This is a genomic window from Flavobacterium endoglycinae (assembly GCF_017352115.1).
Classification (GTDB): Bacteria; Bacteroidota; Bacteroidia; order Flavobacteriales; family Flavobacteriaceae; genus Flavobacterium; species Flavobacterium endoglycinae.
The window spans coordinates 878,082-902,586 of the sequence record NZ_CP071448.1 but is presented as its reverse complement, the minus strand read 5'-3'; the positions used below and the strand labels follow the sequence as shown (position 1 = coordinate 902,586).

Here is a 24,505-nt window from a genome sequence, read left to right as displayed (position 1 = left end):
ATGAAAATCGGATCTTTTTTTTTGCCTATATTTAAATACTGAAAAACAAATATGGTTAGAAAATTACTTTTGGTTTTCCTGTTGCTGTGTTGCGTTAAAAATATAGCTCAGGATCGAAAACCCCGTTTTGCGTTGGGTTTTAATTATGGTTTTGGAAGTGAATTCAGTAATACAGATTATACTTTTACGAATCATTTTTATAAAGTGCAATTGTATTATACAATAAAGGAAACCAGAAATTTTAAATATGAAATTCTTGTACAGCCCGAGATTAATTTCGGAAAACATCAATTGCTGAACTTTTACTTTGTAAAGCCGGAAACGCCCAATTTTGAAGAAAAAAGAGCCGAATATACTAAATTGAAAGATGTTCGCGAATATGTTTTGAATCTAGGATTTTTAATTCGAAAACCGATATCGAAAACTTGCTCTTTTTATGTTTTGGGAAGCGTGGGTCCAATGATCACCGATACAGAAACAGAAAGAATGTCCGAAGGATTTGCTTTTGCAGATGTATTTGCGATTGGTTTTTCTTTTAAAGTAAATAAAATAGCTTTTGATATCCGTTCTGAAGTACGACACGTTTCAAACGCAGGCTTAGGAAGTAAAAATGCAGGATATAATACCAAAAATATTGAATTTGGTGTTTCGTGTCCTTTCTAATAAAAAAGTCCAGTATTTCGAAAAATACCGGACTTTTTATATTTGATAATTTTAATTATGATTCCGCTAAAGGATTTCTCTGTGCTCTAATGATAAAGAAAAGACCAATAATTATAAATGGAATACTCAGCCATTGTCCAGTAGAGAAATAGCCTAATGAACTTTCTATTCCGCCTTGGCTTTCTTTTACAAATTCGACTATAAAACGAACTACAAATAAAAGCACTAAAAACAGTCCGAACAAAAATCCTGTTTTAAGTCTTGCATTGGTTTTCCAATATAAAAAGAACAAAATGGCAAACACAAAAATATAGCAGAATGCTTCATATAATTGCGTTGGATGTTTTGCTGGAACTTGTGCTAGTAAATCAGCAAATTTAGGATCAGTTGCGATTGCGTTGTACGCATCTTTAGGATTAGCGATTTGCGTTGCGTTTACAGCCTCACTTTTACTAAATTGATCGTGCAGAAAACGAATTCCAAAAGCTGAAGTAGTATCATTTCCAATAATTTCTGAGTTCATAAAATTACCTATACGAACAAATATAGCACCGCTTGCAACTGGAATTACAACTCGGTCTAAAATCCATAACATAGAACGTTTTAGGATTTTTTTGCTGTAAAAATACATAGCCAGTATAATAGCAACCGCTGCACCATGACTTGCTAACCCTTGGAAGCCTGTGAATTGGAATTCAGGTTCAAATCTGAATGGAAGAAAAATTTCCATTAAATGATTTCTGAAATACTCCCAGTCATAAAAGAATACGTGCCCTAAACGAGCTCCAATTAACGTTGCTAAAACAGTCCAGACAAATAAAGAATCTAATTTTTCAAGAGATTCATGTTCACGTTCGAAAATCTTCTTCATCAAGAACCAGCCTAAACCAAAGGCAACTACGAACATTAAACTGTAGTAACGAATCATGAAAAATCCTAAATCGATTCCTTCAGATGGATTCCAAACAATATTTAAGGGTTGTGTCATATAAGTTTTTATGTTTTTTGGTGTATAAAAATAGCTATTTAAATTCGAGATAACTTTATAATAAGTTAATGTTTATGTGAACATTTTTTTTCAGGAACAGGATCGTATCCGGTTCTTCCCCAAGGGTGACAGCTTAAGATTCTTTTTATTCCCAGATATCCGCCATAAAACAATCCATGAATCTGCAAAGCCTGAATCATGTAAGTAGAACACGTAGGTTCAAACCGGCATGAAGCAGGAGTAAAGGGCGAAATTGCACTTTGATAAAAACGTACTAATAAAACAAATGGTGTTATCAGTTTCATGATTTATTAGATTTGTTGTAACTGTTTTTATATGGAGAAACTAGTTCCTTCTTTACCATCTTTCAGTTGAATTCCTAAAGCAATAAGCTGGTCACGAATTTGATCAGATAATGCGAAGTTTTTATCAGCTCTTGCCTGATTTCTCATAGCAATAAGCATATTTATAACTCCTTCTAATTTATCATTGTTTCCATCTGCAGCTTTTTCATCGCTTAGGCCTAAAACATCAAATACAAAGGCATTAATTGCCGTTGAGAATGTTTTTAAATCTTCGGCAGAAATTGTTTCTTTTCCTTCTTTTAATAAATTGATATAACGAACCCCTTCAAATAATTGTGCAATTAAAATAGGCGTGTTAAAATCGTCATTCATGGCATCATAACAAGATTGTTTCCATGCATTAAAATCAACAGAACTTGAATTTCCTGCTGTAATGGTTGGAAGAGCATCAATAGCTTCCATTAATCTTTTGTAACCTTTTTCTGCAGCCGTAATAGCATCATCAGAAAAATCTAATATACTTCTGTAATGTGCCTGTAACATGAAAAATCTTGTTACAGAAGCAGAAAATGGTTTGCTTAAAACAGTATTGTCTCCGCTTAAAATTTCTCCCGGTAAGATATTGTTTCCGGTTGATTTTGCCATTTTCTTACCATTTAAAGTAAGCATATTCGCATGCATCCAATAATTTACTGGAGATTGTCCTGTGCAAGCTTCATTTTGTGCAATTTCACATTCGTGGTGCGGGAATTTTAAATCCATTCCGCCTCCGTGAATATCAAAATGATTTCCTAAGTATTTTGTACTCATGGCAGTACATTCTAAGTGCCATCCAGGGAAACCATCGCTCCAAGGAGAAGGCCATCTCATGATATGTTCTGGTTCTGCTCTTTTCCAAAGTGCAAAATCTTGAGGATTTCTTTTATCAGACTGTCCGTCTAAATCACGTGTATTAGCCAGCATATCTTCGATATTTCGACCGCTTAATATTCCGTAATTATTAGTTTCGTTATATTTTACAACATCAAAATAAACCGATCCATTGGCAACGTATCCAATTCCTTTGTCGATAATTTTTTTGATGATTTCGATTTGTTCAATAATATGTCCAGTTGCTGTTGGCTCAATACTTGGCGGTAAAAAGTTGAAAGCTTTTAAAATATCATGAAAATCTACAGTGTATCGCTGTACAACTTCCATTGGTTCTAATTGCTCCAAACGCGCTTTTTTGGCAATTTTATCTTCACCTTCATCAACATCATCTACAATGTGTCCAACATCGGTAATATTTCGAACATATCGAACTTTATAATCCAAATGAAGAAAATACCTGAAGATTACGTCAAAAGACATAAAGGTTCTCACATTTCCTAAGTGAACATTACTATATACGGTAGGTCCACAAACATACATTCCAACATTTCCTTCATGGATTGGTTTGAAATCTTCTTTTTCGCCAGAAAGCGAATTGTATATTTTTAAGGGCTGACTTGTATATAAAGGCATATTTGCTAATTGTTTATTGTTTGTAGTTTGTTGTTTATTGTTTTGGTTGAAGATTTATTTAAATTTTAGTCCCTTGATTTCACATTTATTTAAATAGTTCATCATTGCTCCAATTTTGTTTTTTACCAATTCAACCTTTTCGTTTAGTTTTAAATGTTGTTCTTCATTGATTAATTTTTTATCAAAAGCTCTGTAAGATTGTGATTTTACTTCTCCAGCTGAACCTTTTGCAATGCTGAGAAAGTTAATAAATTCTCTATTACCGTTGCGTTCAAAACCTTCTGCAATATTGTCCATAATTGAGCCTGAACTTCTGTCAATTTGGTCTCTTAAAGAATAATTTGTTTTTAGATTGGTGCTTTGAATTAAGTTTTCAATCTGCTGGCAGATTTCTCGAGCTAATCTCCAAATTTCCAAATCTTCAAATTTTTCTATTTTCGCCATTAGAACAACAAACTATTAACTAAAAACAATAAACTTTTAGAACTGTGTATCTAACTTAATATAATCAAGAAATTCTCTTTTAGTTTGAGGTTCTTTGAATTTTCCTCCGAATTCAGAAGTTACAGTGCTGCTTTCTATGTCTTTGATTCCTCTTGAGTTTACACAAAGGTGTTTAGCATCGATAACACAGGCAACATCTTCTGTTCCTAAAGCTTTTTGAAGTTCCTGAACAATTTGCATAGTCAAACGCTCTTGTACCTGAGGTCTTTTTGCGTAATACTCTACAATTCGGTTCATTTTTGATAATCCGATTACTCTTCCGCTTGAAATATAAGCAACATGAGCACGTCCTATGATAGGTAATAAGTGGTGTTCGCAAGTAGAATAAACGGTAATATTTTTTTCTACCAGCATTTCGCCGTATTTGTAGTTATTATCAAAAGTAGAAGCCTTTGGCTGTTTTGCAGGATTTAAACCGCCAAAAATTTCTTTAACAAACATTTTTGCAACTCGGTTTGGAGTTCCTTTTATGCTGTCGTCTGTTAAATCCATTCCTAAAGTCTGAAGAATGTTTTCAACATCTTTTTTTATTTTTTCTATTTTCTCTTCGTCGCTTAACTCAAAAGCATCCTCTCTAAGAGGGTTTTTTGCATTGCTGCTGAAATGACTGTCACCTATTTCGTCTAAAAAATCGTCGTTATTTATCATTAAAAACTACTATTATAATGTGGTATATCTTTTTAAGGCGGTAAAGATAATTAATAAATGGGAAACCTTTTCTATCGTTTTTATTATTTAATTGATCCTTTTTGGATATAATTTAAATTTAATCCAATAACAGACTTTTATAAAAAGCAAAAGACAATAACTAAGCTAGTTATTGTCTTTTAAAGGTTAAGTTTAAGTTTGTTGTTATCTATTTTTGTATGCCGAAAGTCCCTCTTTTAGAACATTTACAGCACTCACTAGATCTTTTTTGTTCAAAACATATGCAATTCGAACCTGATTAAGTCCCATTCCTGGTGTAGAATAGAATCCTTTGGCAGGAGCAATCATTACAGTTTCTCCGTTTAAATTGTAACTTTCCAGAAGCCATTGTGCAAAATCATCAGCATTATCAATTGGCAGCTGGGCGATGCAGTAAAATGCCCCTTTTGGCTTGGTAACTACAACGCCTTCAATTTTATTTAATTCAGCGATTAAAGTGTTGCGTCGTTCCTTGTATTCTGCAATAACTTCATCAAAATAACTTTGCGGAGTGTCGATCGCAGCTTCGCAGGCAATCTGCTCAATAGTTGGCGGACTCAAACGCGCTTGTGCAAATTTCATTACCGTTGCTAAAATCTCTTTGTTTTTAGTAATCAAACAGCCAATTCTTGCACCGCACATACTGTAACGTTTTGAAACAGAATCAACCATGATTACATTTTGTTGCACATCTTCAAGATTCATTACAGAAAAATGCACATCATATCCATCATATAAAAACTCACGATATACTTCGTCAGCAATCAGATATAAATCATATTTTTTAATTAAACCGGCTAACTGTTTAATTTCGGCTTCAGAATATAAATATCCAGTTGGATTACCAGGATTGCAAATTAAAATTGCTTTGGTTCTTGGTGTAATCAGTTTTTCAACTTCTTCAATACTTGGCAATGCAAATGCAGTTTCAATTGTAGAAACTAGAGGCACTACAGTCGCACTTGTAGAAGAAGCAAACGCATGGTAATTAGCATAAAAAGGTTCAGGAATAATAATTTCATCTCCCGGATCCGTGATTGTGGCCAGTGCAAACAATAAGGCTTCAGAACCACCAGTTGTAACAATGATGTCTTCTGAGTTAACGTTTACGTTTTGGCGCTGGTAAAATTGAGCTAATTTTTTTCTGTAACTTTCATATCCGGCTGACGGACTGTATTCGATAATACTTAAATCAATATTTTTTACCGCCTCGATGGCCACTTCGGGTGTCTTGATATCCGGTTGACCAATGTTTAAATGATACACTTTGTGTCCTTTCTGCTTTGCTAAATCAGCATAGGGAGCAAGCTTGCGTATCGGAGATTCGGGCATGTTTCTGCCTTTGTTAGAAATTGTTGGCATCTTATTTTTTATTGAAGTGCAAATTTGCATTTTTTTTTCGAATTTAACGTAAACAATGCACGGTCTTATAAAAATGTAACAATAATAAATATATTTGCTAATTTTATAATAAAATATTGTCAATGAAAAAATATATCGTCCTGTTTTTTGGGTTATTGCTGCCTTTTTTTATAAAAGCTCAAGATAATTTTATTATACAAAACAACAATAAAAAGGCGATTATCCCTTTTAAATTGATCAATAACCTCATTTTTATTCCGATTAAAGTAAACGGAGTCGAACTCAATTTTCTATTAGATTCTGGTGTTGAAGAGACTATTTTGTTCAGTATGGATGAAATGCAGGAAGTGAAGTTTAATAATGTTGAAAAAATCAAACTTAGAGGACTTGGTTCTGAAAATGAAATTGAAGGATTAAAATCGACCAAAAATACTCTTGAAACGCACGGGCTAAAATCAGATAACCATATGCTGTATGTGATTTTAGATCAAAGTTTTAATTTATCATCGCATATTGGAATTCCCGTAAACGGAATTATTGGTTATAAATTCTTTAAGAACAATCTGGTTGAAGTAAATTACGAGAAAAAGAAAATCACGGTACATGTGAATAATGACGCTTTTAAAAAGAAACTTGAAAAAAAGTTTAAAGCCATTCCTATCACCATCGAAAAGTCTAAACCGTATATTTATACTACTGCAATTGTCGATAGTGTTGGAATACCTGCCAAGCTACTGATTGATATAGGAAATAGTGATGCCTTTTGGATTTTTGAAAACAACAAAATAAAACTTCCTAAAAAGAATTTTCCTGATTTTTTAGGTAAAGGTTTTAGTGGCGATATCGAAGGACATCGTGCTCGCATTAAGACATTTACTATCGATGAATTTGATTTTAAAAGACCGATCGTAGCTTTTCCCGATTCAAGTTCTATTCGTAATGTTAAGATGGTTCCAGACCGTATTGGTTCTGTAGGAGGAGAAGTTTTAAAACGCTTTACAGTAGTATTAGATTATGCTGACCAAAAAATTTTTCTAAAAAAGAACAGCAAGTTTAAAGAACCTTTTACGTATAACAAAAGTGGAATTACAATTCAGCATAATGGTTTACAATGGGTACAGGAAACAGTGCATCTTGAAACCGTAAAAGTCGCTGTATCTTTAAGTGAAGGTGAAGCTGCACAAAATGATGGTGGGAACTTTAGATACAAATTCTCCCTAAAACCCATTTATGAAATTGTCAATATTCGTAAAAATTCTGCTGCGGAAAAATGTGGACTACAGAAAGGGGATATTATAGTCAGTATTAATAAAGAACGTCCTTATAAATATACTCTGCAGCAAATTAATCAGCTTTTAAAATCAGAAGATGATGTCTGGATTACTTTAGAAGTTGAAAGAAACAGCCTTATTTTAAAATTCCACTTTAAGCTTGAAGATGAATTGTAAATCATTTTATTTTCTGAAGGATTGTTTGGTTGATTTGTTGATTTAAAAAATGTTTTAAGAATTAATAAGAAAAGTAAGTTTTTTTGTCATTTGCTATTATTTCACTATGTTTAACTTAAAATAATAGCGTATGACCAAAAAATACATCAATTTCTTACAATTTGTATTGTTTTTTGTTTTTTTGTCTTTTTTTTCAGAAAAAATGAATGCACAATGTGCAGGCAATGATGGCAATCAGATAATTTGTAACATTTCCGATCCAGTTAACCAATCAGTATCTTTATTTGCCTTGCTGGGAGGAAGTCCTGTGCCCGGCGGAACATGGACAGATGATAATGGTTCGAGAGGATTAAACACTTCAACAGGAATTTTAAATGCCCAGCTTATTCGAAGCGGGGGAAGTTATCAATATACCTATACTGCACCGTCTACAGCAGGCTGTACAGATAATAAAGCTACTGTAACTATTACAATTGGTCCGTTTTCAGGAGATCCTGCACCGTATGCCACAAAATGCAGCGATGAACAAACGTTTAATCTGTTTTCGGCATTTAATAGTACAGTCATGAGTCCGCATAATAATGGAGTTTGGACAAACAGCGCTGGACAGGCAGTATCGTCAACCATTTCAATTACTGAAATGCAGGGAACGTATCAGTTTACTTATACTGTGCCGCCCGTTTTAGCTTGTTCACCTTCGCCAGTATCATCAACAGTAGTTTTAACCGTTTTTAGAGCACCAGAACCTGGTACTCCGGGAGAATTGGCTTTATGCGGTACTACTGATCTCGATGGATATACCTCCTTTGATGTTAGTACACTACTCACCGGACAAGATCCTGGTGGAAGATGGAGCGGACATGGCATAACAGGACCAACAAATCCAGTTGTTGATTTAAAACAAGTATATGCCACTTATGGACCCGGTGTGTACAACTATTTTTATACTGTTTTATCTAACGATGCAACTTGTCCAGACAAATCTGCCAATATTGTAATTACACTCGAAGAAAGATTGGATTTTACAGGTGCCACATTAGTTATTGCCGAAGATATTTGTGAAGATGAAATTGCAACAGCAGGTTATTCTGGAGTAATTACAGAAGGAACAACTTCAATTCCGAATGGGCAGTATAGAATTGTTTTTAATGTATCGGGACCAAACGGAGGAACAGATTCTACAACTTCTAGTTTTGTAAACGGAAGATTAATTTTTCCAATTAACTCGCAGTTTTTTAGACAAGCAGGAACTTTTACGGTAACCATAACCGATATTTTTTCAACCGATGGAAAAGGAGCTTGTAATAATATTATCAATAATTTATCAGACGATTTACATATTTACAAACTGCCAAATTTAGACAATGCGATACTGACTCCAGATCCAGCCTGTCAGAATAAAAGTTCTGTAGTACAGCTTACAAATGCCGCTAGCCTTGACGATGGGAATTATGACATTGTTTATAATTTAACCGGAGACAATTTTGCTTTAAATCAAACTGCCAACATGACGGTTACTGGCGGAGTAGGAACATTTACTATTCCAGGTAATTTAAATGCAAATAGCGGAGCATCTGTCATCACTATAACCAAAATCACCAATACTGTAACCACTTGTACCAATAATGCTAATGCAAGAGGTAACATGATAATTAATGCATTGCCAAATGCTTCTGCAGGTGTTATTGTAAATGATGTTTGTCTCAACGATCCTGTCAATGTACGAGTTTGGGGACTGGGAAGTTTAACCGATATCACGCTTTCATACGTATTACTAGGCAGTAATCCTGCACCTGAACAAACTTTGACATTAACTGCATCAGGTGGAAATGCGGATTTTGTAATTCCTTCTGCTTTGCTTTTAAATTCAGGATCAACAGTAGTTTCATTAACAAACCTGAAAAATAATATTACAGGCTGCGATGTTAATTTAACCAATGTTCTAGACAGTTTTATAATAAATCCAATTCCGGCGGCACCAGTTCTAAATCCGCAGACATTTTGTAAAGTCGATGGCGCAACAATTGCTGATTTAATTCCAAATGGAAATCAATTTAAATGGTATGATTCCGCCACTTCAACTACACCTCTTGCAGACACAGTTATTTTACAGTCGGGTAATTATTATGTGAAAGAAACCTCTCCAGCAGGTTGTACTTCTGATGCTGCAACAGTATTAATAACCATAAATGATACTCCTGCTCCGGTGCTCAATACAGACGGACAAAATTTCTGCGGATTAAACAATCCAACAATAGCAGATTTATCCAATAATACCAATGTACCTTCAACTGTAGTTTGGTATGATTCTCCAAACAACGGAAATTTATTAACGGCTTCAACTCCTTTAACCGAACAAGGAAAATATTACGGATTCGATTTATCAAATACAACAGGCTGTTTTTCGTACGATCATATCGAAGTTACCGTGACGCTTACAGATTGTGATAATGTACCAAATGACTTTTTTATACCAGATGGATTTTCTCCTAATGGAGACGGCGTAAACGATTCATTTGCAATCAAAGATATTGAGTTTTTATATCCTGATTACACGCTTGAGATTTTCAATAGATACGGCAACGGAATGTATAAAGGCGACAAAAATAAACCAGCTTGGGATGGAATAAATTATGAAAAGAGCGGAATTGGAAGCGGGGTAGCTCCAAACGGAGTGTATTTCTATATTCTCTATTTCAATAAAGACAATAAACCGCCAAAACAAGGGCGTCTTTATTTAAATCGATAATTCCGTTTTATGTTATTTAACAGCAGTCAAATGAAAAAAATACTACTTTTTATAAGTTTCCTCTATATAACAGCAGTTTCCGCGCAGCAGGATCCTGAATACACACACTATATGTATAATATGAGTGTCGTGAATCCTGCTTATGCAACAGGAGTTCCAGCCATGATGAATTTTGGAGGATTATACAGAACACAATGGGTTGGAGCAGTGGGAGCGCCAAAAACATTTACTTTTTTTGCGCATAGTGCTGTCAGCGATAAAGTCGAAGCCGGCTTCTCATTTATATCAGATGATATTGGTGACGGCGCAAAAAAAGAAAATAACTTCTATGCCGATTTCGCGTATGTTTTAAATTTAGGAGGAAGAAATAAACTTTCCCTTGGGCTTAAAGCAGGTTTTTCTTCTATGCAGACCAATTTTAACGGATTCCGTTTTACCGATCCCGAAACAGATTTCGCTTTCGCAGAAAATATAAATGTAACCAAACCGAATATTGGAGTAGGAGCATATTATTTTAGAGATAATTTATATGTGGGAATTTCGGCACCTAATTTATTGAAGTCAAAATACATTCAAGAAAAATCAGGTCTGAATGCTTTTGGATCTGAAGAAATTCATGCTTTTTTAACCGCAGGATATGTTTTTCAGGTTACTGATATGTGGAAAATAAAACCAGCCTTTATGTCAAAATTTGTAAAAGGTTCTCCTATTTCTGTAGACCTTACGGCAAATGTTTTGTACAACGAAAAATTCGAATTAGGAGCAGCCTATAGAATTGGAGATTCTGTAAGCGGTTTGTTTAATGTTAATGTTACGCCTACGCTTAGAGTGGGTTATGCATACGATCATACACTGACAAACTTAGGTCAGTTTAATTCAGGAACGCACGAAATCATGCTGCTTTTCGATTTGGACTTATTAGGAAAAGGATTTGATAAATCACCTAGATTCTTTTAAAATGAAAAATATGAAAAAACTACTCGTTATTATATTCGTATTTTCAATACAGTTTATAAGTGCACAAGATCAAGAATCAGCAAGAGCCAAACGCTTTTTCGACAAAACGTATTATAGCGAATCTATCATTTTATATCAAAAACTAGCTGACGAAAAACCATCGCAGGAAATTATAGCCAATCTAGCCGATTCATATTTTTATACAAATGACCTTGTAAAAGCGCAGCGTTATTACCGTCTTCTCATTAAAAATTATAGTAATAACTTAGATAGAGAATATTATTTTAGATACGCACAAACATTAAAAGCAACTGGAAGTTATGATGATGCAAATGCTGTTTTAAAAGAATATTACAGCAAATCAACAGATTCTGCAGACATTAAGAATTTTGAAAAAGACCTAAAAACACTTGAAAATGTTACTGCAATAGGAAAACGTTTTGATATTAAAAATCTGGCGATAAATACACCAAACTCTGAATTTGGGGCTGTGGAATACAAAGAAAATTTGGTTTTTACAGGAGTAGACTTAAAGCCGGGATTGTTTGATAAAAAGTTTAAATGGGACAATGCTGCTTATTTAAATTTGGTAACCATTCCGCTCAATAAAATTAATGCTGAAAAACCAATCGTACGTTATTTTGCCCAAGAATTAAAAACTGGAATGCACGAATCAAACGCTATTTTTACCAAGGATGGCAAGACAATGTATTTTACGAGAAACAATTCTAAAAACGGAAAGAAAAAGAAAAACGATAAAAAAATCTCAAACCTTCAGATTTTTAAAGCTGAATTAGTAAATGGAAAATGGAGAAACATTACTTCGCTTCCCTTCAACAGTCCTAATTATTCTGTAGAACATCCAGCTTTAAGTCCTGATGAAAAAGTATTATACTTTGCTTCGGATATGCCGGGTTCTGTAGGGTCTTTTGATATTTATTCCGTAAATGTAAATAAAGGCGCTTTTGATACGCCAAAGAATTTAGGGCCAGAAATTAATACTGCAAAAAGAGAACAGTTTCCTTTTGCTTCTGCAGATAATAAACTGTATTTTTCTTCTGACGGACACTTAGGTTATGGTTCGCTGGATGTTTTTGTTTCAGAAATTAATGGAAATGTATATTCAAAACCAGTGAATATCGGACTTCCTTTAAATTCAAACCTCGATGATTTTGCTTTCAATATTGATTCAGATACCAAAGAAGGATTTTTTGCATCCAATAGAGAAGGAGGAAAAGGAAGCGACGACATCTATCAATTTAAAGAAATAAAAGACTTAATTGTAGAAGACTGTAAACAGTTTATTGCCGGAATTATAACGGATGTTGATACTAAATTGGCTTTAGAAAATGCAACCGTAATTCTTCAAGATTCAGAAAATAAAACATTAAATACCATCACGACTTTGGCTGACGGAAAATTTAGTTTTACAGTTCCGTGTGAAGCATCATATAAAATTTCGGCATTTAAAGAAAAATATACAAATGAATCCAGAACATTGACTTTAGATAAAACTAGAGACAAAATAAATGATGGTTCACTAGCTCTTAAATCTGTTGAAGCCATCAAGCAAGAAGAAAAAGAACAGGCAGAAAAGAGACGAAAACAAGAGATTATTATAGAAGAAGAAAACAAGAAAAAAGAAATCTTGGCGGCTCTTGAATTAAAAGAAAAAGAGAAAAAAGACAAAGAAGCGGCCATTGTTGCTGCTGAAGTAAAAAAGAATGAAAAAGTAAAAGAAATTCTGGCAAAGGAAAAAGATGTTGTAAAAGACAAAGACCGTTTGATTATCAAAACTGATCCTATTTACTTTGATTATAATATGTGGTATATCCGTAAAGAATCAAAAGTAGTTTTAGGAAGAGTGGTCGAATTGATGAAAAAATATCCTGGAATGGTAATCGAAATTGGTTCGCATACAGATTCCCGCGGAAATGCAAAATTCAACGAAAACTTATCTCAAAAAAGAGCCAGCTCAACCAGAGATTTTATCATACAATCGGGTATCGATCCTAAAAGAGTGACTGCCAAAGGATACGGAGAATCAGTACCTATTGTAAAATGTAAAACAGATGATGCATGCTCTGAAGAAGAACATGAGCTGAATCGAAGATCAGAGTTTGTAATTAAAAACTTGTAGATTTCTGCATAATAAATTTGACTAAGAAGCCTTTTATTTGGCTTCTTTTTTAGTAATTTTATGGTATAACCATGAAAATTTAAATCATCAATTATGAGAAATCTAGTTTTATCCTGCCTGCTTTTACCTTTAGTAGCATTGCAAAGCTGTAAAAACGAAGAAAAACAGAAAGCAGCAGAAGCCGCAAAAGCCGAAGGCGAAAAAGTGGTAAGTACAGAATGTTACCAAGCTCTTTATGAAAAAGATACCATTCAGTTAAAACTGAATACTTTAAAAAATGGAAAACTGACAGGAAATATGATTATGAAAGTCGCTCCTTCAACTGTAAGAACAGGTGAAATTACTGGAGAATTTCATGGAGATACTTTGTTTGCCGATTATACTTTTAAAGACTTAGCCACAAAAGATAAAACGTTTAAAAATCCAATGGCATTTTTAAAACGCAATAAACAATTGATTTTAGGAAACGGAACCATGCAGACCACAATGGGAGTTACGTATTTGGTAAAAGACAAACCAATTGATTTTGAACGTGTAAAATACAAATTCGATAGCGCAGAATGTGCTGATAAATAATCAAAAAGATAATTTATAACCACAAAAAAAGCCGTTTCATTTGAAACGGCTTTTACTTTTTTTATAGGTTTTATTATAAAACTTCTCCTTTAATTTTCAAGGCAACACGCCCATCAGGATAATTTACGGCATTGGTTTCAACTGTAATTGTTTTACGAATTGGCCCAGTAGCCATATTATATTTCACATCAATTTTCCCTTTTTTACCAGGCATGATGGCAGCAGCTGGTTTGGTAACAACTATAGAACTAACAGTCGATTCGGCACCCGTAATTAAAAGCGGAGCATCGCCGGTGTTAGTGAACTCAAAGGAACGAACCCCATTATCTGTTTTAGAAATTTTTCCATAATCAATGGTATTGTCAGGGGCTGCAAATTCAATTTTAGGGCCATTTTGTGCATAACCTATTATACTAAATAATACGACAGCAATAAAAGAGGCAACATTTTTCATTTTGAAATTGTTTTTAAGTTGTAAGTAAATATACATTGTTTTAATTAACACACAAATTATTATTTCGTTTTTTATAATCTACTTAATTATTTACTTTTGCTGTTAGTTATAATTACAAAAATTGAACCAAAGTTTCGTTTATTTGTTTAACTGTTTAATCGTTTAATTGATCTGCCTGAATGCATTTCAAAAAAAATAAAACGATTAAACGACGTAACTATTAAACGAATAAACAAAAAATAAACGATTAAACAACCTAAGTAAATGACAATTCCAGCACAATTTGACGCTAAAGCGATTGAGAACAAATGGTATGATTACTGGATGAAAAACAATTATTTTCATTCAGAACCAGATCATAGAACACCTTACACTATTGTAATTCCGCCGCCAAACGTCACTGGAGTCCTTCATATGGGACACATGCTGAACAATACCATTCAGGATGTATTAATTCGTAGAGCTCGTTTGAAAGGATTTAACGCTTGCTGGGTTCCGGGAACAGATCACGCTTCTATTGCGACTGAGGCAAAAGTTGTGGCGAAATTAAAATCAGAAGGAATCAATAAAAACGATTTATCTCGTGAGGAATTCCTTGAACACGCTTGGGACTGGACGCATAAATATGGCGGTACAATATTAGAACAGCTAAAAAAGCTTGGAGCTTCATGCGACTGGGAGCGCACTAAGTTTACTATGGATCCTGATATGTCTGCAGCTGTAATTCATTCTTTTGTTGATTTATACAATAAGGGATTAATTTACAGAGGATACCGTATGGTAAACTGGGATCCTGAAGCAAAAACGACTTTATCTGATGAAGAAGTTATTTACGAAGAACAACAAGGGAAATTATTTTTCTTAAAGTATAAAATTGAAGGAACTGAGGAATTTTTAACAATTGCCACAACACGTCCTGAAACTATCTTTGGAGATACTGCAATCTGTATCAATCCAAACGACGAGCGTTTTACTCATTTAAAAGGTAAAAAAGCAATCGTACCAATCTGCGGAAGAGTAATTCCGATTATTGAAGATGAATACGTAGATGTAGAATTCGGAACTGGATGTTTGAAAGTTACTCCGGCTCACGACGTAAACGATAAAACATTAGGAGAAAAACACGATCTTGAAATCATTGATATTTTTAATGAAGATGCTTCTTTAAACAGCTTCGGGTTACATTATCAAGGAAAAGATCGTTTTGTAGTTCGTACTGAAATTGCAAAGGAATTAGAAGAAATTGGAGCTTTGGCTAAAACCGAAATCCACTTAAATAAAGTAGGAACATCTGAAAGAACCAAAGCCGTAATCGAACCTAGATTATCTGACCAATGGTTTTTGAAAATGGACGAATTGGTGAAACCAGCAATCAAAGCAGTGTTAGAATCAGATGAGATTAAATTACATCCAAAACGTTTCGAAAACACGTATGCACACTGGTTAAACAACATTCGTGATTGGAATATCTCTCGTCAGTTATGGTGGGGACACAGAATTCCGGCTTACTATTACGGAGATGGAAAAGAAGATTTTGTGGTGGCAGAAAGTATTGAAGATGCCTTAAAATTGGCACAGGAAAAAACCAGCAACCCACAATTAACAATCGACAATCTTAAACAAGATGTTGACGCGTTAGATACATGGTTTTCGGCTTGGCTTTGGCCAATGTCAGTTTTTGACGGAATTAAAAATCCTGATAATGCTGATTTTAAGTATTACTATCCAACAAATGATTTGGTAACCGGACCAGATATTTTATTCTTCTGGGTTGCGAGAATGATTATTGCAGGATATGAATATACAGGCGAAAAACCTTTTAAAAATGTATATTTAACAGGTTTAGTACGTGATAAACAAGGTCGTAAAATGTCTAAATCATTAGGAAATTCCCCTGATCCTTTGGACTTAATTGATAAATTTAGTGCCGATGGAGTTCGTGTTGGATTGCTTTTAAGTGCTTCAGCAGGAAACGATATCATGTTTGACGAAGAATTATGTGTTCAAGGAAAAGCATTTTCAACTAAAATCTGGAACGCTTTAAAATTGATAAAAGGTTGGGAAACTGCAGAAATTGCACAGCCAGAATCTTCGAAAAAAGCAATCGAATGGTACGAGGCTAAATTCCAGCAGACTTTAGCTGACATCGAAGATAATTTTGAAAAATACAGAATTTCAGATTCGTTAATGGCTATTTACAAATTAGTTTGGGACGATTTCTGTAACTGGTTCCTTGAAATGATCAAACCAGCCTACCAACAGCCAATTGACAGCGTTACTTTAGCGAAAGCGGTTGAAATGTTAGAAAATAACTTGAAATTATTGCATCCGTTTATGCCATTCCTTACAGAAGAAATCTGGCATTTAATAACAGAAAGAACTGCTGATGAAGCTTTAATTGTTTCAACTTGGCCAGAAGTAAAACCGTTTGATGCAAAATTAATTACTGATTTTGAAAATTCAATTGAAGTTATTTCTGGAATCAGAACGATTCGTAAAGAGAAAAATATTGCCAATAAAGACAGTATCGAATTAAAAGCGATTAACAATGAAAACGTTTCGACTTATTTTGATTCTGTTATCACGAAATTAGGAAACATTACCGCCTTTGAATACGTTTCTGAAAAGGTTGACGGCGCTTTATCTTTCCGTGTCAAATCAAATGAATACTTCATTCCAATTACTGGAAATATTGATGTAGAAGCCGAAATTAAAAAACTGACAGATGAATTGGATTACATCAAAGGATTCTTGAAATCTGTTGAAGCAAAACTTTCAAACGAGAAATTCGTAAACGGAGCTCCGGAAAAAGTTTTAAATATGGAAAAACAAAAACAAGCCGATGCTTTGGCAAAAATTGCTACAATCGAGCAGAGTTTAGCAGGTTTGAAATAAGAACTTGTTTTCTAAATATAGAAAATCCCAATACTTATTTTAGTATTGGGATTTTCTTTTCAATAACCATTTGAATGCAGGGCAAAAAAGATATTTTCTACAGATTCAAATGAAAGAATGGTAACACTGAAATTAGTTTTTAATTATTTTTCTAGCCGTTACAGTTCCATTTTCAGAGAAGAATTGTACAATGTAAATACCTGCCTGATGTTTGGCAATATTGACATTAAATTCTTTCTGTTTGTTGGTTTTTTCTTCAAAAACAGTTCCGTTATAGATACTCGATATTTTTAAAGTTCCTTTTTCCTCATTATTGATGTTTATTTTGAAAACGCCATTTGTAGGGTTAGGATAAATCGTAAATACTCTTGATTGTTCTGCTTCTTTCAGCGTGATATCTCCAGTGCTGCGTTGAGGTTTTCCAGCTTTTACAAGAGCAAAACGTTCGCCGCCTTCTAATTCGCCTTTCAGGTCTTCTTGAACTACGTCTAAAATAATTTGTTCTTCAGCAGGGAAATCTTTAGCTACCCTGAAATCAAAAGTGATTCCAAAAGTTTCGCCGTTGTCGATAGGTAAATTAGTAATTGCAGCTTCTCTCGAAGTAATAAGGATTTTGTTTTTATCGATAATTTTTACGCTTCTTAAACTTCCATTTGCTTGCGCTCTTTCAAATAATTTTTCATCAAGAGTAGCTTCGATTGTTCCTCCTAATTCAAAGAAATTATTTTTAAGTTCCTCATTGTAACCTCTATCTAAGAATTTAATATTGACTGCTTTTGATCGTATTCCTCTTATGAAAACCGCAGTTGGTAAAACAACATCAGTCGTATTTAAGTTGTAAACGCTGAGGTTCTTCCACGCAATATTATTATTGTTTTTTGCATTGGCACCAATTCCAATATTGTTTACTTCATTGAACATAGGATCGCCTAAAGCTTCAATTCTGGCAGTTAAACAAAAATGATGCTGATCGTATGTAAAATCTGCTGGGTTTGGCGGATACCACGGAATCATTACAATGGCGCTGTTTCCTGCCGGAATTGCCGGAATGTAAGCTTCTCCAATATAATCACCATGCAATACAGATCCTACGCTGAAGTTTACGAAGTTTGTTGGCCAAGTTAATCCAGTAGATGCTTTCGCAAAATACAATTTAACTTTTGCTGCTGAATTTGGCGCAGTTCCTTTATTGTAAACGCGTATGTAAACGGCATTTGGAGAACTTACTTTGTATTCAGGGTTTTCGTGAGTAAGTCCGGCATCTGGATTTTGTCTTACCCAGATATCATCGCTAATCCACATAGGTCCTGAATCTGGATTTGGTTCGATTCCAGTATCAAAAGGACGGTCTTTTATGTAAAGATCGGTTAGAGGAGCTGTAATTCCGGTAACAATTACAGAATATTTTTGCAGGTTGTTAACCAAAGTTCCTTTGTGGGAAATATTTATAGTATAATTTCCTGAAGCCCCGTTGATGATAATTTTTTCATATGGATCTTTTGTATTGTCGCCTGTATTATTGGTAGTGGCAGTGACTAATCTATATGGGAAAACGGTTCCTGACGAATTTGTAACACGTATATCAAGATCATTTACAAGTTTGGCAGTTGCAATATTTGGAGTGCTTCCAGAATATGCTACGCCAGCAGGATCTGTCCATGAAATAGAAGCAATCAACGGATTTACACCATCAGAAGTGACACTGAAACTGTACGAACTTCCGTTGTTTAAAGTGTTTTCGTCAATAATGGCTAATGTTCCTTTTTTGGTAATCGTTTCGGCTGCGAATTTAGCATTCAGCAGTCCCCATCCAAATATAGCGTCAGGGCCAGGAGTACCGGCGTCGTCTGCGGTATGCAGTGCTAATCCTTTTAAAGTGGCAGCGCGCATAAATCCTCCCGTTTTGTTTTTATAATGCTGCTGCAATAAAAGCAATGTTCCTGTTACGTTTGGAGAAGCCATTGAAGTTCCTGTTGCGTTTCCGTAACTATTATTCGCTAAAGGCGTTATTGGATTTGTAAGTGTAGCGCTAGAATAAAGAGAAGTTCCGTTTCCAGTAAGATCTGGTTTTATTCTTAAATCGTCAGTTGGTCCCTGACTGCTCGAACTATTGATTGTTACACTGGTTAGCGCTCCAGAACTGTTTATTACAGCATCGTTTGCATTGGCAATCACCAGATTATTTTTACTGGTAGCCACTCCTGTAAGTTTATCATAACTCGCAAGACCACCTATTGGACTTGTATTGGCAGTATTATCATTGCCATCATTTCCTGCCGCTTTAACCATTAAGTAATAAGGGGCATTAAACATTAAATTGTCCCAGTCTCTGGCAATAGTTTGATATGCCCCAAACTGCCAAGGAGAAATCAATACAGGTCCTCCTGGAGAACTTCTTGTTGCCCAGCCGTATGAATGATTAGAAATCAACATCCCGTTGGCAGCTGCAGATGAAGCTTCAGATAAATCACTATTCCAATCGTTGGTTTTGGCTGTTGCCTGATAAGCCATTCCTTTGGCCTGTGCTATTACACCTGCGGCAACGATAGTACCGGTCACATGATTAGCGTGCTGGCTGTTGTTACTACTTGGGCTAATAGTGGTAACACCATCTAAAATAGAAACTCTCCCAGTAAACTCGTTATGTGTTGGCAGCGTCGCACCCCCATCCCAAACATAAGCCGTCATGTTTTGTCCATTGAGGTTTAGCCCCAGACCACCGCCGGAATTTAAATAATTGGTACGAGTAGATTTTGCAGCGTCTGCATTTTCAGGTGTAAAATACACAGGTGATTTTTCGTCTGGCGTTACATCAACCAACTCGCTTAATGTGCCGTCTTTGTTGATAATGGTAATGCTCCAGCCGTTGGTTCTGGCCAGACTTATGGCTCTTTCTTTTTTTCGGTCAAATTCAGCTTTGTATTGCTTACTTAATGACTGTAGTTCTGATACAGCTGTTTCAGATTTAATAATCTCAATGTCATTTTGAGTTTGGGCGTAGGTAATCCCATAACCGCAAAATAGAATAATTAGGTATAATTTTTTCATATGATTTAAGATTTAAATGGGTATTTTTTTAAGGTTTCTTTTATGATATAAAGGTGGGCTTCTGTCCTTTATAATTCTTTTTATTGTTTCCATAATTATATTTATTTATAAGAAATATCTTTTAAAATATAATTAAACTTACTTTCTTACATAAATATCTTATTTTGTATGAAATTACTTTAATTAAAACAAATCTCCTTAAAATTGTCGAAGTGGAATAGCGTATAAATACCTGATTTTTAATTGTTTAAAATTTGTTTTAAAAAAGCGTTTTTTTGTAGGCTGTAAAAGTGTAAAGTGAATGATTCAGCAACAAAAAACGCCTCAAGTATTGAGACGTTTTTCGTAATCTATTCGATGTAGATTTATTTTTTCAGAAGAAGATTTATCAGTCTTACACTTTTTTATTTTTGCTTAAAACCAAAAATAAAGGATAAGAAATAATCGTAATCCCAACGATAATTATAAAGCTTTTAGGATCGCTGTAAATAAATCCTGCTAGTAATCCAATTGATGCAATAATGGCAATTATAGTCGTCCACGGATACCAAAAAGAGCGATAAGGTCTTGGTAGATCTGGTTCTTGTGCTCTTAGTTTTAAAAGTGAAAAATAAGCCAGCCCCCAAACAATAATCGAGATAAATGCAGCGAATGAAAACAATACCTCAAAAGAACCAATGCAGATTAAAAACAGACTGAAAAATGAAGAAACCAAAAGCGCGGTGATTGGTGTTCCACCTTTATTAACCTGAGTACCGCTTTTTATGAAGAATCCGTCACGGCTTAATCCATAAAGAATTCTTGGCGGAATCATCATAAAAGCATTGAGAATACTAATTAACGAAAAGATTGAAATTACTGTCACAATTTTGGCTCCACTGTCTCCGAAAAGAATCTTGGCAACATCGGCCGCTGCAAGATTTGATTTTGCAATAGTTTCAATAGGAAGTACATGAAAAAATGCTACGTTTACTAAAACGTAAATAGCAACGACAAGCAGTACTCCGCTGAATAAAGATTTCGGAATGTTTTTGCTTGGATTTTCATTTTCTTCAGCAAAAAAACAAACTGCATTCCAGCCATTATACGTTCCAATGATGAGTTGTAATGATTTAAAAAATCCAAATATAAGCCCAATTTGGAATAGAGTAGTGTCAGTTTCAATTTTAGGAACTTGAACACCGGAATACATGAAACAAGCTACAACCAAAGCCACAAAACAAATTACTTTTAAAAAACTCGTAATCTGCTGGATGACACTTCCGTTTTTAACACCGCTTAAATGTAACAACACAAACGCCGCCAATAAAGAAATCGCCATTACCGTTGAATAATTGGCAAGAGCAGGAAATAAAATAATAATGTATTCGCTGATTACGATACAGTAAAATGCAGGCGGAATCGCATTGGTAATATAATCATACCAGCCTGAAAGAAATCCGGCATATTCTCCCAAAGCTCTTTTAATGTAATTGTAAGATCCGCCAGCTTTTGGCAGCATAGTAGCTAATTCTGAATATGAATTGGCGCCTAGTAAAATGTACAAACCTCCAAAAAGCCATGAAGCAATAATAAACCAGTAATTTTGAAGCATTTCGGCAATGGTTCCTGGAGTTCTTAAAATTCCAACTCCAATTGTTCCTCCAATTAAAACGGCAATATTAAAACTCAGGCCTAAACTTTTCTTCAGTTGGTTCTTCTTGGAATCGGTCATTTTGGATTGGTGTATTTGGAATTAATTTTCAGCAAAAATAGTATTAATTGCAGTATTTTTTTAGAAAATAAAAAGTCTCATTTAAAAACTAAATGAGACTCAAATATTGTGTGTTTTAATAAAATCCCACGGATTTCTATTTTCAAATGAAGAAAGAAAACCGCGGGATTAAAATCAAAATCTAATTCAAATTTTTAGAATTTATATTTCAGGCTTGTCATAACCTGACGTGGTGCAATTGGGTTTACACTATAATTTTCGTGAACGGTGTAATTAAGTTCATTCGTAATGTTTGATAATTTACATAAGATAGAGAACTTTCTCCAAGTATAACCAGCCGAAGCATCGATTGTTGCGTATCCTTTTATTGGAATTTCTCTGTGGTAGATACCGTCAGGATATTTCGTAAGATCTGTGCTGTATTGGTCATTCCAGCCACCTAAACGATCACCAATGTAATTTCCAATTGCCCCAACAGATAATCCTTTTAAGAAACCTTCTTGTACTGTGTAAAAGAAGCTTAAGTTTGCTGTATTAGCAGGAGTTCTAACAAGACGGTCACCTTCAATAAAACTTCCGTTTAAACCAGATGTTTTAGTATAACGCATATCGTTGTAGCTGTAACCAGCAATAATACTAAGCCCTTCGATTGGTCTCGCAGTAACGTCAACTTCAATACCTTTACTTTTTGTTTCACCGCTTAAAACTTTTACGTTTGTGTCTGTGTTTAAACTTCCGTCAGCTTTAAATTCAGCTGTCTGGGCAAGATTACTGTTTACGATTTGATAAACGGTAACATTTGTGCTTAATAATCCTTGTAAGAAGTCAGTTTTAATACCAGCTTCATATTGATCAATGATTGAAGGTGCAATTGGTTTTAAATCTGCAGTTGTTCCTGTGTTTGGCGTAAATGAAGTAGAATAACTACCAAAAATAGAAACGTCTTGTCTTGGCTGGTAGATTAATCCAAATTTTGGAGAAAATGCATTGTCTAATTTTTTTGCCCCAACTACAGGTACTGCATTTTCAGGTTTAACGGTTTGTCCAGAAGCTGTAGTGTAAGTTTCTTTATAAGTGGTAACTTCGGCTTCCTGCCATGACCAACGTATTCCTGCTAAAACTTTGAATTTCTCTGTAATGGAAATTAAATCTTGGAAATAAACACCAAAACGGTTAGTATCTGTTTTTGCAATTTGAGTTGTTCTGGCATCAGGAATAGTATTTTTTTGCGTTGACGGATCAAAATTGAAAAGATTAATCGTATCATAATTTGCTGGAGTGAAAGCAAAAGTATACGCTGTTGCAAATGAATTTTCCCAATCAGAACCTGTAAAAATCTGGTGTTTTACAGATCCTGTATTAAAGTTTCCTTGAAGGCTTAATTGATCTCCTAAAATTTGTTCTAGGTTTTCGTTTTGAACTAATGGTCTGGTCCAGTCTCCATTATCTTTTACAGTAGATAATTGCGCTGTAGATTTTGAAGTTCTATTATAAGTTTGGTAAGAACTATTGAAATTTAGTTTCCAGTTTTTGTTGAAATCATGATTTACTAATAGGGATGCGCTGGCAGATTTTGTATTACCATTAGACCAAAGTGATCCGTAAAAAGCATTTCGAGGTAAATCAAGGATTTTTGTTCCAATAATTCCCGTTCCAAAATCTGGAGTCCAGTCAGCAGATAAATAATCTCCTTGTACTGTAATTTGTGTTTTTTGACTTACCACAAAAAGTAACGATGGATTTACATAAACACGTTCGTTTTTGACAACATCTCTAAAGCTTTCAGAGTTTTCGTAAGAACCATTGATTCTAAAGGCAATTGATTTGCTTAAACCGCCATAAAAGTCAAAAGCAGGTTTGTAGTAAGAATAACTTCCCATTTGCATTGAGATTTCTCCTCCGCTTTTAAATTGAGGTGTTTTAGTGACCAAGTTTAAAATTCCGCCTGGCGCTACGTTTCCAAATAATAGGGCAGAACCTCCTTTTAGGAATTCTACTTTATCTAAACCAGAAACATCTGGAATAGAACCTGCATTATAACGAAACCCGTTTTTAAACATATTGTTGGCAGACATGTCATAACCTCTTGAAAAGAAAGATTCTTGAGCGCCTCCACGAGCAGAACCAACATACACACCATTGGCATTTTTAAGTACTTCACTTAATCTAATAGCCTGCTGCTGTTCAATAACTTCAGAACCAATAACTTGTACTGATTGTGGGTTGTCCATTGGTTTTAAGCCTGAACGAACAGCGGTTACAGGTTTTGGTTCTTTGGTTTTGGTAACGATTACCTCGTTTAAAGTTTCGCCTTTTTTGTTTTTAACAGTATCATTTACAGAACCACCTTCTGTGCTTGTATAATTCTGACTGTAAGATGCAAAACTTAATAAAGATAAAAGTAATAGTAAATTATATTTCATGTTATTTATTTAGATTTAATAAAAATAAATTTTTGCAAATATATATACACGCAATACTTAGAACAGAATTTTTAGAACGATTTCTT

17 protein-coding genes are annotated in these 24,505 nt (G+C 34.5%); 7 read left to right on the top strand and 10 right to left on the bottom strand.

Annotated features, from left to right (window positions below; all coding sequences use genetic code 11):
- Positions 1–51: 51 nt before the first annotated feature.
- A complete protein-coding gene (locus tag J0383_RS03970; RefSeq protein WP_207297154.1) occupies positions 52–663 on the top strand; it encodes an acyloxyacyl hydrolase in 612 nt (203 codons plus the stop codon).
- A 55-nt stretch (positions 664–718) separates the two neighbouring features.
- Here the strand turns inward: J0383_RS03970 and lgt are convergent, their stop codons facing one another.
- The 6 genes from lgt to J0383_RS03940 all read right to left on the bottom strand — a co-directional run bounded on the left by lgt (position 719) and on the right by J0383_RS03940 (position 6,015).
- On the bottom strand, positions 719–1,651 hold the full coding sequence (gene lgt / locus J0383_RS03965) for a prolipoprotein diacylglyceryl transferase (RefSeq protein ID WP_207297153.1): 933 nt from the start codon (positions 1,649–1,651) through the stop codon (positions 719–721).
- Between the two features lie 65 nt (positions 1,652–1,716).
- Positions 1,717–1,956: a membrane protein insertion efficiency factor YidD gene (gene yidD, locus J0383_RS03960; protein WP_207297152.1), complete on the bottom strand. Its 240-nt coding sequence runs from the start codon at positions 1,954–1,956 to the stop codon at positions 1,717–1,719.
- 27 nt (positions 1,957–1,983) lie between these two features.
- Positions 1,984–3,462: a cysteine--tRNA ligase gene (gene cysS / locus J0383_RS03955; protein ID WP_207297151.1), complete on the bottom strand. Its 1,479-nt coding sequence runs from the start codon at positions 3,460–3,462 to the stop codon at positions 1,984–1,986.
- 54 nt (positions 3,463–3,516) lie between these two features.
- Positions 3,517–3,906, bottom strand: a complete 390-nt coding sequence (locus J0383_RS03950; protein WP_207297150.1) for a four helix bundle protein — start codon at positions 3,904–3,906, stop codon at positions 3,517–3,519.
- Positions 3,907–3,942: 36 nt separating this feature from the next.
- Entirely contained in the window at positions 3,943–4,614 is a 672-nt protein-coding gene (folE, locus tag J0383_RS03945) for a GTP cyclohydrolase I FolE (RefSeq protein WP_207297149.1), read from the bottom strand.
- A 204-nt stretch (positions 4,615–4,818) separates the two neighbouring features.
- Complete coding sequence (locus J0383_RS03940) at positions 4,819–6,015, bottom strand: pyridoxal phosphate-dependent aminotransferase (RefSeq protein ID WP_207297148.1); 1,197 nt, start codon at positions 6,013–6,015, stop codon at positions 4,819–4,821.
- A gap of 122 nt (positions 6,016–6,137) precedes the next feature.
- Between J0383_RS03940 and J0383_RS03935 the strand changes: the two genes are divergently transcribed.
- The 5 genes from J0383_RS03935 to J0383_RS03915 all read left to right on the top strand — a co-directional run bounded on the left by J0383_RS03935 (position 6,138) and on the right by J0383_RS03915 (position 13,885).
- A complete protein-coding gene (locus tag J0383_RS03935; RefSeq protein WP_207297147.1) occupies positions 6,138–7,463 on the top strand; it encodes a PDZ domain-containing protein in 1,326 nt (441 codons plus the stop codon).
- A 130-nt stretch (positions 7,464–7,593) separates the two neighbouring features.
- The gene (locus tag J0383_RS03930) at positions 7,594–10,212 is read left to right on the top strand and encodes a gliding motility-associated C-terminal domain-containing protein (protein ID WP_207297146.1); all 2,619 of its coding nucleotides are present in this window, start codon (positions 7,594–7,596) and stop codon (positions 10,210–10,212) included.
- 30 nt (positions 10,213–10,242) lie between these two features.
- Positions 10,243–11,169 carry a PorP/SprF family type IX secretion system membrane protein gene (locus J0383_RS03925; RefSeq protein ID WP_207297145.1) on the top strand — a complete coding sequence of 309 codons (927 nt, stop codon included), beginning with the start codon at positions 10,243–10,245 and terminating at the stop codon, positions 11,167–11,169.
- A 10-nt stretch (positions 11,170–11,179) separates the two neighbouring features.
- Complete coding sequence (locus J0383_RS03920) at positions 11,180–13,309, top strand: OmpA family protein (protein WP_207297144.1); 2,130 nt, start codon at positions 11,180–11,182, stop codon at positions 13,307–13,309.
- A 93-nt stretch (positions 13,310–13,402) separates the two neighbouring features.
- On the top strand, positions 13,403–13,885 hold the full coding sequence (locus J0383_RS03915; protein ID WP_207297143.1) for a hypothetical protein: 483 nt from the start codon (positions 13,403–13,405) through the stop codon (positions 13,883–13,885).
- A gap of 73 nt (positions 13,886–13,958) precedes the next feature.
- Here J0383_RS03915 and J0383_RS03910 read toward each other — a convergent pair whose 3' ends face one another.
- The gene (locus tag J0383_RS03910; RefSeq protein WP_207297142.1) at positions 13,959–14,339 is read right to left on the bottom strand and encodes a DUF1573 domain-containing protein; all 381 of its coding nucleotides are present in this window, start codon (positions 14,337–14,339) and stop codon (positions 13,959–13,961) included.
- 264 nt (positions 14,340–14,603) lie between these two features.
- Between J0383_RS03910 and J0383_RS03905 the strand changes: the two genes are divergently transcribed.
- Positions 14,604–17,234, top strand: coding sequence for a valine--tRNA ligase (locus J0383_RS03905; protein ID WP_207297141.1), 2,631 nt, complete (start codon positions 14,604–14,606; stop codon positions 17,232–17,234).
- 132 nt (positions 17,235–17,366) lie between these two features.
- Here the strand turns inward: J0383_RS03905 and J0383_RS03900 are convergent, their stop codons facing one another.
- The 3 genes from J0383_RS03900 to J0383_RS03890 form a co-directional block, all read right to left on the bottom strand.
- Positions 17,367–20,282: a S8 family serine peptidase gene (locus tag J0383_RS03900; protein ID WP_207297140.1), complete on the bottom strand. Its 2,916-nt coding sequence runs from the start codon at positions 20,280–20,282 to the stop codon at positions 17,367–17,369.
- A 394-nt stretch (positions 20,283–20,676) separates the two neighbouring features.
- Positions 20,677–21,996, bottom strand: coding sequence for an APC family permease (locus tag J0383_RS03895; protein ID WP_207297139.1), 1,320 nt, complete (start codon positions 21,994–21,996; stop codon positions 20,677–20,679).
- A gap of 194 nt (positions 21,997–22,190) precedes the next feature.
- Positions 22,191–24,419: a TonB-dependent siderophore receptor gene (locus J0383_RS03890; protein WP_207297138.1), complete on the bottom strand. Its 2,229-nt coding sequence runs from the start codon at positions 24,417–24,419 to the stop codon at positions 22,191–22,193.
- Positions 24,420–24,505 lie beyond the last annotated feature (86 nt).

Excerpts from the sequence above, each read along its gene's own strand:
- J0383_RS03970 (WP_207297154.1), top strand. The coding sequence starts at position 52 with ATGGTTAGAAAATTACTTTTGGTTTTCCTGTTGCTGTGTTGCGTTAAA.
- lgt (WP_207297153.1), bottom strand. The coding sequence starts at position 1,651 with ATGACACAACCCTTAAATATTGTTTGGAATCCATCTGAAGGAATCGAT.
- yidD (WP_207297152.1), bottom strand. The coding sequence starts at position 1,956 with ATGAAACTGATAACACCATTTGTTTTATTAGTACGTTTTTATCAAAGT.
- cysS (WP_207297151.1), bottom strand. The coding sequence starts at position 3,462 with ATGCCTTTATATACAAGTCAGCCCTTAAAAATATACAATTCGCTTTCT.
- J0383_RS03950 (WP_207297150.1), bottom strand. The coding sequence starts at position 3,906 with ATGGCGAAAATAGAAAAATTTGAAGATTTGGAAATTTGGAGATTAGCT.
- folE (WP_207297149.1), bottom strand. The coding sequence starts at position 4,614 with ATGATAAATAACGACGATTTTTTAGACGAAATAGGTGACAGTCATTTC.
- J0383_RS03940 (WP_207297148.1), bottom strand. The coding sequence starts at position 6,015 with ATGCCAACAATTTCTAACAAAGGCAGAAACATGCCCGAATCTCCGATA.
- J0383_RS03935 (WP_207297147.1), top strand. The coding sequence starts at position 6,138 with ATGAAAAAATATATCGTCCTGTTTTTTGGGTTATTGCTGCCTTTTTTT.
- J0383_RS03930 (WP_207297146.1), top strand. The coding sequence starts at position 7,594 with ATGACCAAAAAATACATCAATTTCTTACAATTTGTATTGTTTTTTGTT.
- J0383_RS03925 (WP_207297145.1), top strand. The coding sequence starts at position 10,243 with ATGAAAAAAATACTACTTTTTATAAGTTTCCTCTATATAACAGCAGTT.
- J0383_RS03920 (WP_207297144.1), top strand. The coding sequence starts at position 11,180 with ATGAAAAAACTACTCGTTATTATATTCGTATTTTCAATACAGTTTATA.
- J0383_RS03915 (WP_207297143.1), top strand. The coding sequence starts at position 13,403 with ATGAGAAATCTAGTTTTATCCTGCCTGCTTTTACCTTTAGTAGCATTG.
- J0383_RS03910 (WP_207297142.1), bottom strand. The coding sequence starts at position 14,339 with ATGAAAAATGTTGCCTCTTTTATTGCTGTCGTATTATTTAGTATAATA.
- J0383_RS03905 (WP_207297141.1), top strand. The coding sequence starts at position 14,604 with ATGACAATTCCAGCACAATTTGACGCTAAAGCGATTGAGAACAAATGG.
- J0383_RS03900 (WP_207297140.1), bottom strand. The coding sequence starts at position 20,282 with ATGAAAAAATTATACCTAATTATTCTATTTTGCGGTTATGGGATTACC.
- J0383_RS03895 (WP_207297139.1), bottom strand. The coding sequence starts at position 21,996 with ATGACCGATTCCAAGAAGAACCAACTGAAGAAAAGTTTAGGCCTGAGT.
- J0383_RS03890 (WP_207297138.1), bottom strand. The coding sequence starts at position 24,419 with ATGAAATATAATTTACTATTACTTTTATCTTTATTAAGTTTTGCATCT.